General features: G+C 56.9%; 1 protein-coding gene and 1 pseudogene. One reads left to right on the plus strand and one right to left on the minus strand.

What is annotated here, in order from left to right; translation table 11 throughout:
* Positions 1-2,690 precede the first annotated feature (2,690 nt).
* Positions 2,691-2,927 (minus strand): hypothetical protein, encoded by a 237-nt coding sequence (locus AC6A67_RS07500; RefSeq protein ID WP_498035926.1) that lies wholly within the window; start codon positions 2,925-2,927, stop codon positions 2,691-2,693.
* Positions 2,928-4,823: 1,896 nt separating this feature from the next.
* Between AC6A67_RS07500 and AC6A67_RS07505 the strand changes: the two are divergent.
* Positions 4,824-6,007: pseudogene (locus AC6A67_RS07505) on the plus strand (IS256 family transposase).
* Positions 6,008-6,212: the final 205 nt, after the last annotated feature.

The raw sequence follows: 6,212 nt of genomic DNA on the forward strand, positions 1-6,212 counted from the left end.
CTGCTCGAAGGAGTTGCGCGGTCGATTATCTCCGCGACGCCCACAGCGCTGGCGGCATGATCCACAGGGCCTGCAGTCCATGACCCAGACCGGGGCGCGTCTGGCGAGACACCTTCTGCTGCCGCTCCCGTTTCACCCTGCCTGAGCGCTGCCACAACTCCATGCTCCGCATCGTCGGACACGGCGGCCTGCTGGCTGCCGGCGGCATGCCAGGCTGGCGTGAGGGCGGGCCTGAAGCAGCGCCTGGCCACATCCCCCAGCGGCTGGGCGCCGGCCGGGATATACTCGCCGATCGAACTGGTGAAAGGCGCGTCTCTCACGCGCCCTACCCGACGCTCAGGCCAAAGACCTCACCTGATCAGGCGCAACCCAGGAATACAGATTGTCGGGCTATACAGATTTGCAAGTGCCGGGGATGAAGTCGCCTGCCGCCCAGGCAAGGCGGCTGGCAGGCCATGTATCTGGCAGGAGATGTTCAGCACTACCGACGCTGACCGGCCCGCCCATGCCCCCTGCCCCCAGAGCGACGCCGGCGCTGTCTGACGCCCATGCGCTTTGACAAGCGGCTGTGGGTTCAGGCTCAGGGAGCAGCCAATCCGGGCTGCCCCGGACCCAAATTAACGATGATCAATCCAGTGATGCATAAATGACACATCGCGCATCAGCCAAAAACCTGACCGCTAAACTTCAACATTCGGAGAGAGGCAGAATATCGCCAAATCTGGAAACGGTTGAACTCCTACCTCTGGTGAGAGCGAAAGAACCGCCAGTTCGAAGAAAAATGAAAGGCTATTAATCACGCTGTTGCCCAAATAACACACAGCAGCCCAGGCGAAAAATCGCAAACGGTTGAACTCCTACCTCTGGTGGGAAGGCAGAAACCGCCAGTGCGACGAAAAGTGAAACGCCATTATTCACACTGTTGCCAATATCACACACCGCCTTTCAGCGCCAAAAATAGCAAACGGTTGAACTCCTACCTCTGGTGGGCAGATGGCGCGAAAATCGCAAACGGTTGAACTCCTACCTCTGGACCGGAGACGGCAAAAAAATAGCAAACGGTTGAACTCCTACCTCTGGTGGCAGACCAGAGATCGCAAGATCTGGGAGCGGTTGGCCTCCCACCTCCTGGCAGCCCGGCCAAAAAAGGTTTTCAGACAGACAATCAAAATCAACAGAAGCGCCAGAAGGTTCGCGCCGCCTTCCATATCCCATGGTGCTTTGTCTACAAGGTTCCAGACGCGCTCATAAAGCGTATTGAACGCCTCACCAAGAAGCCCATAACGTTGATTGGACGCTCATTCCATTTCAATATCGCCGGCGCACACACCCAGGTTATTGAAGTCGCAAATGACAGAAGGCGTCGATCTCAATTCGATCTGCACGCAGTGCCATCGCAACCGATGTCACCATAATCATCATCGCCGCCCACACGGGCGACTATTTTCATTCCAGACGCGTACATTCAAAATTCGAGATGCCGGTATCATCCAGTTCGAGTTAACAACGTTCCGAAACCGGATATGATTATAAAAGCTGAAAGGGAGAACGTTGGGTACATTCAGAATCTCTTGTCGAGGCTGACGCTTCCCCGGCAACCGCCAAAATCGCCGCCAAAGACGCCGCCCTGACACGATTGGGAAAAATGGGCAGAAACCGGCCAAGAACGGCCGATATGACAGATGGAGTGTCCCATACTGAAACCTTGCCTGATGGCCGCCAGATGGCGCTTAAAATCGATTTCTGACGGCATTGAGCGACGACGGAAACCGACATCGGCGTCCGGCTACGGTTTTCTGACGAAATTAGCCGCGATCTGCCGGCCTGAGGCCAGCCCACCCCTTCTATCGCTTTCCCGAACTATCAAAGGCTGGATCCAGTTGGGCCGGCCTTGCCCCGTGAGCGCTGCATCGCAATGTGTCGGTGAACATCAGGAGCTTTCCCTGAAGGCGAACTCCGATATCCCGAACGTCTCCGAATGACATGTGCAGGATCAGTGTTGCAACTGAATGGCTACTGGCGGTCAAGGAACGACCGAAACGGCCCTTGCCATAATGTATTCGACGCCGCGCTTATCCAGAAAGTCGATCTTTAGAAGGCACACGACGATCTGATCTGAAGGGCTGCTGTATTGATAACACCATAACCAGCCCCGGATTAAAGCCGGACATTGACCGACCCAACTCAACAACGACAGACCATGAACCTGTTCGCAGACATTCTCATCTCTTCATTAGAAATCGATTTGATATGTGAATGAGAGCAAAACAGGAACGGCTTCAGAGCGCCCGAGAACGTTACGCGCGATACAAACCTGCGTTCGAAATGGCGAAATCGCTCCTTAAATCGTCCAGAAACTAAAGCGGATGATCTAAAAATCGATCCAGTAAGCCGCCTTGATGGCGGCTATCTTGCTTTCCCCCCGACGAACGTCAGAAACATCCCCACAAATTCACCCACAACCCGAAAACCACTTCACGAATACGTTCGAATTAAATACCCTCACGAAAATGGAAAAGATTGCTCATTATTCGCAGTTTTTGCCGATAGTTGCGAAAAATACTAATCTTTTTCCCACTTGGCGTTTGCGCAAAAGTTATCCACAACATAATGGAAGCCTGTAATCTCGATCTTTTTCACACTTTCGAAAAATGGCCATCCAGGTGGCCGGAACGGCCGTTCCGAAACCCTCATTCCACGTCTGGCGCGCCAAAACCCAGGGCGAAAACAGCCTGTTTTTGGCGATCGCAGACCAGGATGACGCCCAAATCGGGAATACGATTGGCGAAAATGGGCAGAAAGCGACCTGGAACGGCCGATATGGAAGATGCGGTGTCAGATATTGAGATCCGGCCTAACGGCCGCCAGATGGCGCTTAAAATCGATTTCTGACGGTATTGAGCGAGAATGGAAACCGGCATCGACATCTGGCTGCGGTTTTCTGACGATGTTAGCCGCGATCTGCCAGCCAGCTGACGCCAACATACCCCGTCGATCGCTTTCCCGGACTATTAAAGGGCTTGATCCAGTTGGGCCCGAAACCGCCCTCCCCCGCCTTGGGCCCTGGAAACCTCCCCCCAAGAATTTTACCCGGAAAAAATTACCCCAAAAAGGCTTCCCAGAAAGCCCACAGCCTCAACGGCTGCTGCCGGCCGCTGCGCCAGCCAGAAACCGGCCTGATTATCCCCCCGAAACTCCCCAGAAAAAGCCTCCCAGAAACTTCCCAAAAAAAATGGGCTCAATACCGTAGTTTTTGTGCAGCCCACCGGGCAGCACAGAAAACTACTCGGGTCACTGACCCGTATTTCGGCCTCCCGGCGGGAGCGAACCTATTGAAAATGCACCGCATTTTCCGACGGCCCAGCCAGCACCGCTGGCCTCAGATGGCCGTTCGAGACAGGTTCGCCACCCCAGAAACGGGGGGTTCGGGCATTTTTCACACCTACAGCCGCCATATCGCCATCAAAACTTCGTTTAAGGCAATTGACTATAAGGCTTGGGTGGTCATTGAACGTCGAATCAGCCTACCCGGCTATCACGACGTTCAAGAAAAATGCCAAAACCCAAGGAAACCCCCGTATTCCAGCGCACCGCGCTTCCATTTTCTGACCATGACCTGCTCGCCTACCAAGCGCTTGTTCATGGAGATCCGCCGGCTGCTGCTACTCGCACCATCTCGCCGGCCTCTATCACGCAATTGCGACATTCTGGCGCATGCATCAGAATTTCGGCGCCAAGGGCCAATCCTGGCACACTATATGCTTGTACACAATTATCGCGGAATATTCACACTTGCAAATTTCCGAACACCGTTCGAAAACTGGCATCTCCCTAACTACACCCCACCTTCCCTAAAAACGTATGTTACTTAAAAGCCACAGTCGGCGCAGCCCTAGGCGACCCAAATTGGACTTCGCCTTTTTCACACTTTTTTGGGCAGATCTCGATCCATCAGCACGACTGGCTACTAGCATGTCGGCCCGAAGGGCACTGGCAGTCTTTAGCTACACCCTACCTTACCCAGATTTGCGGTTAGAGCAGCACCATCCGCAACCAATCGCCTCCACCGGAGGCACGCCCAACTGGGTTTGCGCGAATTAAATTCATCGTCGAACGATCAGGAAGCCGCTGGCAGTCTTTAGCTACACCCTACCTTACCCAAGTTTGCGGTTAGAATGGCGCCATAAGCAACTGCTCGCCTCATCGCCTCAGAGCGGCGTACAGGCCGATGACGGGCTTCCGGGTTTCTTTTTACCCCCAGATCTTCAATGGCCGTCACTGACGGCCCTGAGCCATTCGAACCGGGTTTCCTCAGCTTGGTGCAGACCTGTACTCTTCCAAATCGCTTTTTCGGCGGAGGCTCTCCTTATTCGAGAAACCTGACCGATCCGCCCTCACAAACAGCACTATCACATCTGATATGTTGCCGTGAAGTCGCATGTTGCATAATTACAACATTCGGCGCGGCAGCAGGATTTCCGACCACGTTTGAAAATCAGCACCACTCAAGGCGCCACCCAGGTTGTCTGGAACCGGGCGATGCAAAAATAAACGGTCAGCGCAGGCGCAGGGTTGCCGTAAATGGCCCGGGATTTGTCGCCACTTTAAGAAATTGCCGAACATCATTTGAGAATATTGACAGGCCTGAACGATCAAGAAATAGCTTCGGCTTTGTGATGGCGTCCTCGCCCGTGGCATAATTCGTGGAACGATGCGTGTTGCTTTGCGGTGGAGATTTGGCTGCCGCTCGCGCCTGGCATCGGGTGGCCACCGGGCCTGTCGAATAAGGCGGAGTTGATCGACTTCAACCTGAACGAAAGGGCATTCCCGATGACCGACTGGCGCTGGCGGAGCCTTCCGGGAAGAGCGGCGACGCCGACTTCCTGCGCGTTCTCGCCGGGAACGTGCATCAGCTGATCATGGAGGCCGACGTCGACGGCCTGATCGGCGCTGGCCGCTACAAGCGCGGCGAGGCCCGCCAGACGTGGCGCAACGGCTACCGCGAGCGCTCGCTCGACACACGGCCTGGCACGCTGAACCTGAAGATCCCGGAGATGCGCAGCGGGGCCTTGCTTTCCCGGCTTCCTCGCGCCGGGAAAGTTAGTGGAAGGCTCTGGTGGCCGTGATCCACGAGGCGTGGATCAACGGTGTGCCGACGCGCAAGGTCGACGAACTGGTGCGGGCCATGGGCGTGAACGGCATCTCGAAGTCCTCTGTGTCGAAGCTGTGCAAGGACATGGACGAGCGCGTGAACGCCCTCCTCAAGCGCCCACTTGCCGGCGACTGGGCCTGTCTGTGCCTCGACGCCACCTACCTGAAAGTGCGCGAGGGCGACCGCATCGTGTCGGTGGTAGCGATAATCGCGGTGGCCGTCAGCACCGAGGCCAAGCGCGAGATCGTCGGGCTGCATGTCGGCCCGTCCAGGGCCAAGCCGTTCTGGACGAGCTTCCTGCGCGATCTGGTGCTGCGCGGGCTGACCGGCGTCAGGCTTGTCCTCTCCGACCACTCATGAAGGGCTGAAAGCCGCCATCACCCGCGTGCCCGGCTCGACATGACAAAGATGCCGGGTTCATGCCATGCGCAACGCGCTCGCCTATGTTACCAGGGGCCAGCACACCATGGCCGCCGCTGCGATCCGCCAGGCATTCATTCAGCCCGACCACGGCAGCGCCGTTCAGACCTGGCGCCATGTCGCAGACCAGCTCCGCGCAAAATGGCCGAAGCTGGGCGCCTTTATGGACGATGCAGAGGCCGATGACCTTGCCTGCATGGCCCTCCCCGCACAGCACCGCACCAGGGCACAGCACCAACCCGCTGGAGCGGCTGAACAGGGAGGTGAAGCGCCGCGCCGATGTGGTCGGCATCTTCCCCAACGAGTGCAGCAGCGTGCGCCTGATCGGAGCCGCCCTCCTCGAGCAACCGACGGGTGGCGGCTGCACACAGATACACGCAGGTCGAGGCACTGGCCGACCTCAACGCACCACAAACTACACCACGTCGCGGGTAACCATCCCGCACGATCGGAGAATAGAGCGCCGCGAACTCACCCTACAGCGCGCCGGGTTCACGCCCCCCGATCGACGGGAGCGGATGGTCGCGCCGAACCAGGTCTCAAGGTCGACATAGCTGAACAACTCGCCCGCTCGATTGTCGTCAACGCGCATCCAGCGGCCTCCGCATCCCTTCGAAGACAATGAATCACGCCGAATGCC

The organism is Camelimonas sp. FR25 (assembly GCF_059740505.1).

Excerpts from the sequence above, each read along its gene's own strand:
- AC6A67_RS07500 (WP_498035926.1), bottom strand. The coding sequence starts at position 2,927 with ATGTCGATGCCGGTTTCCATTCTCGCTCAATACCGTCAGAAATCGATT.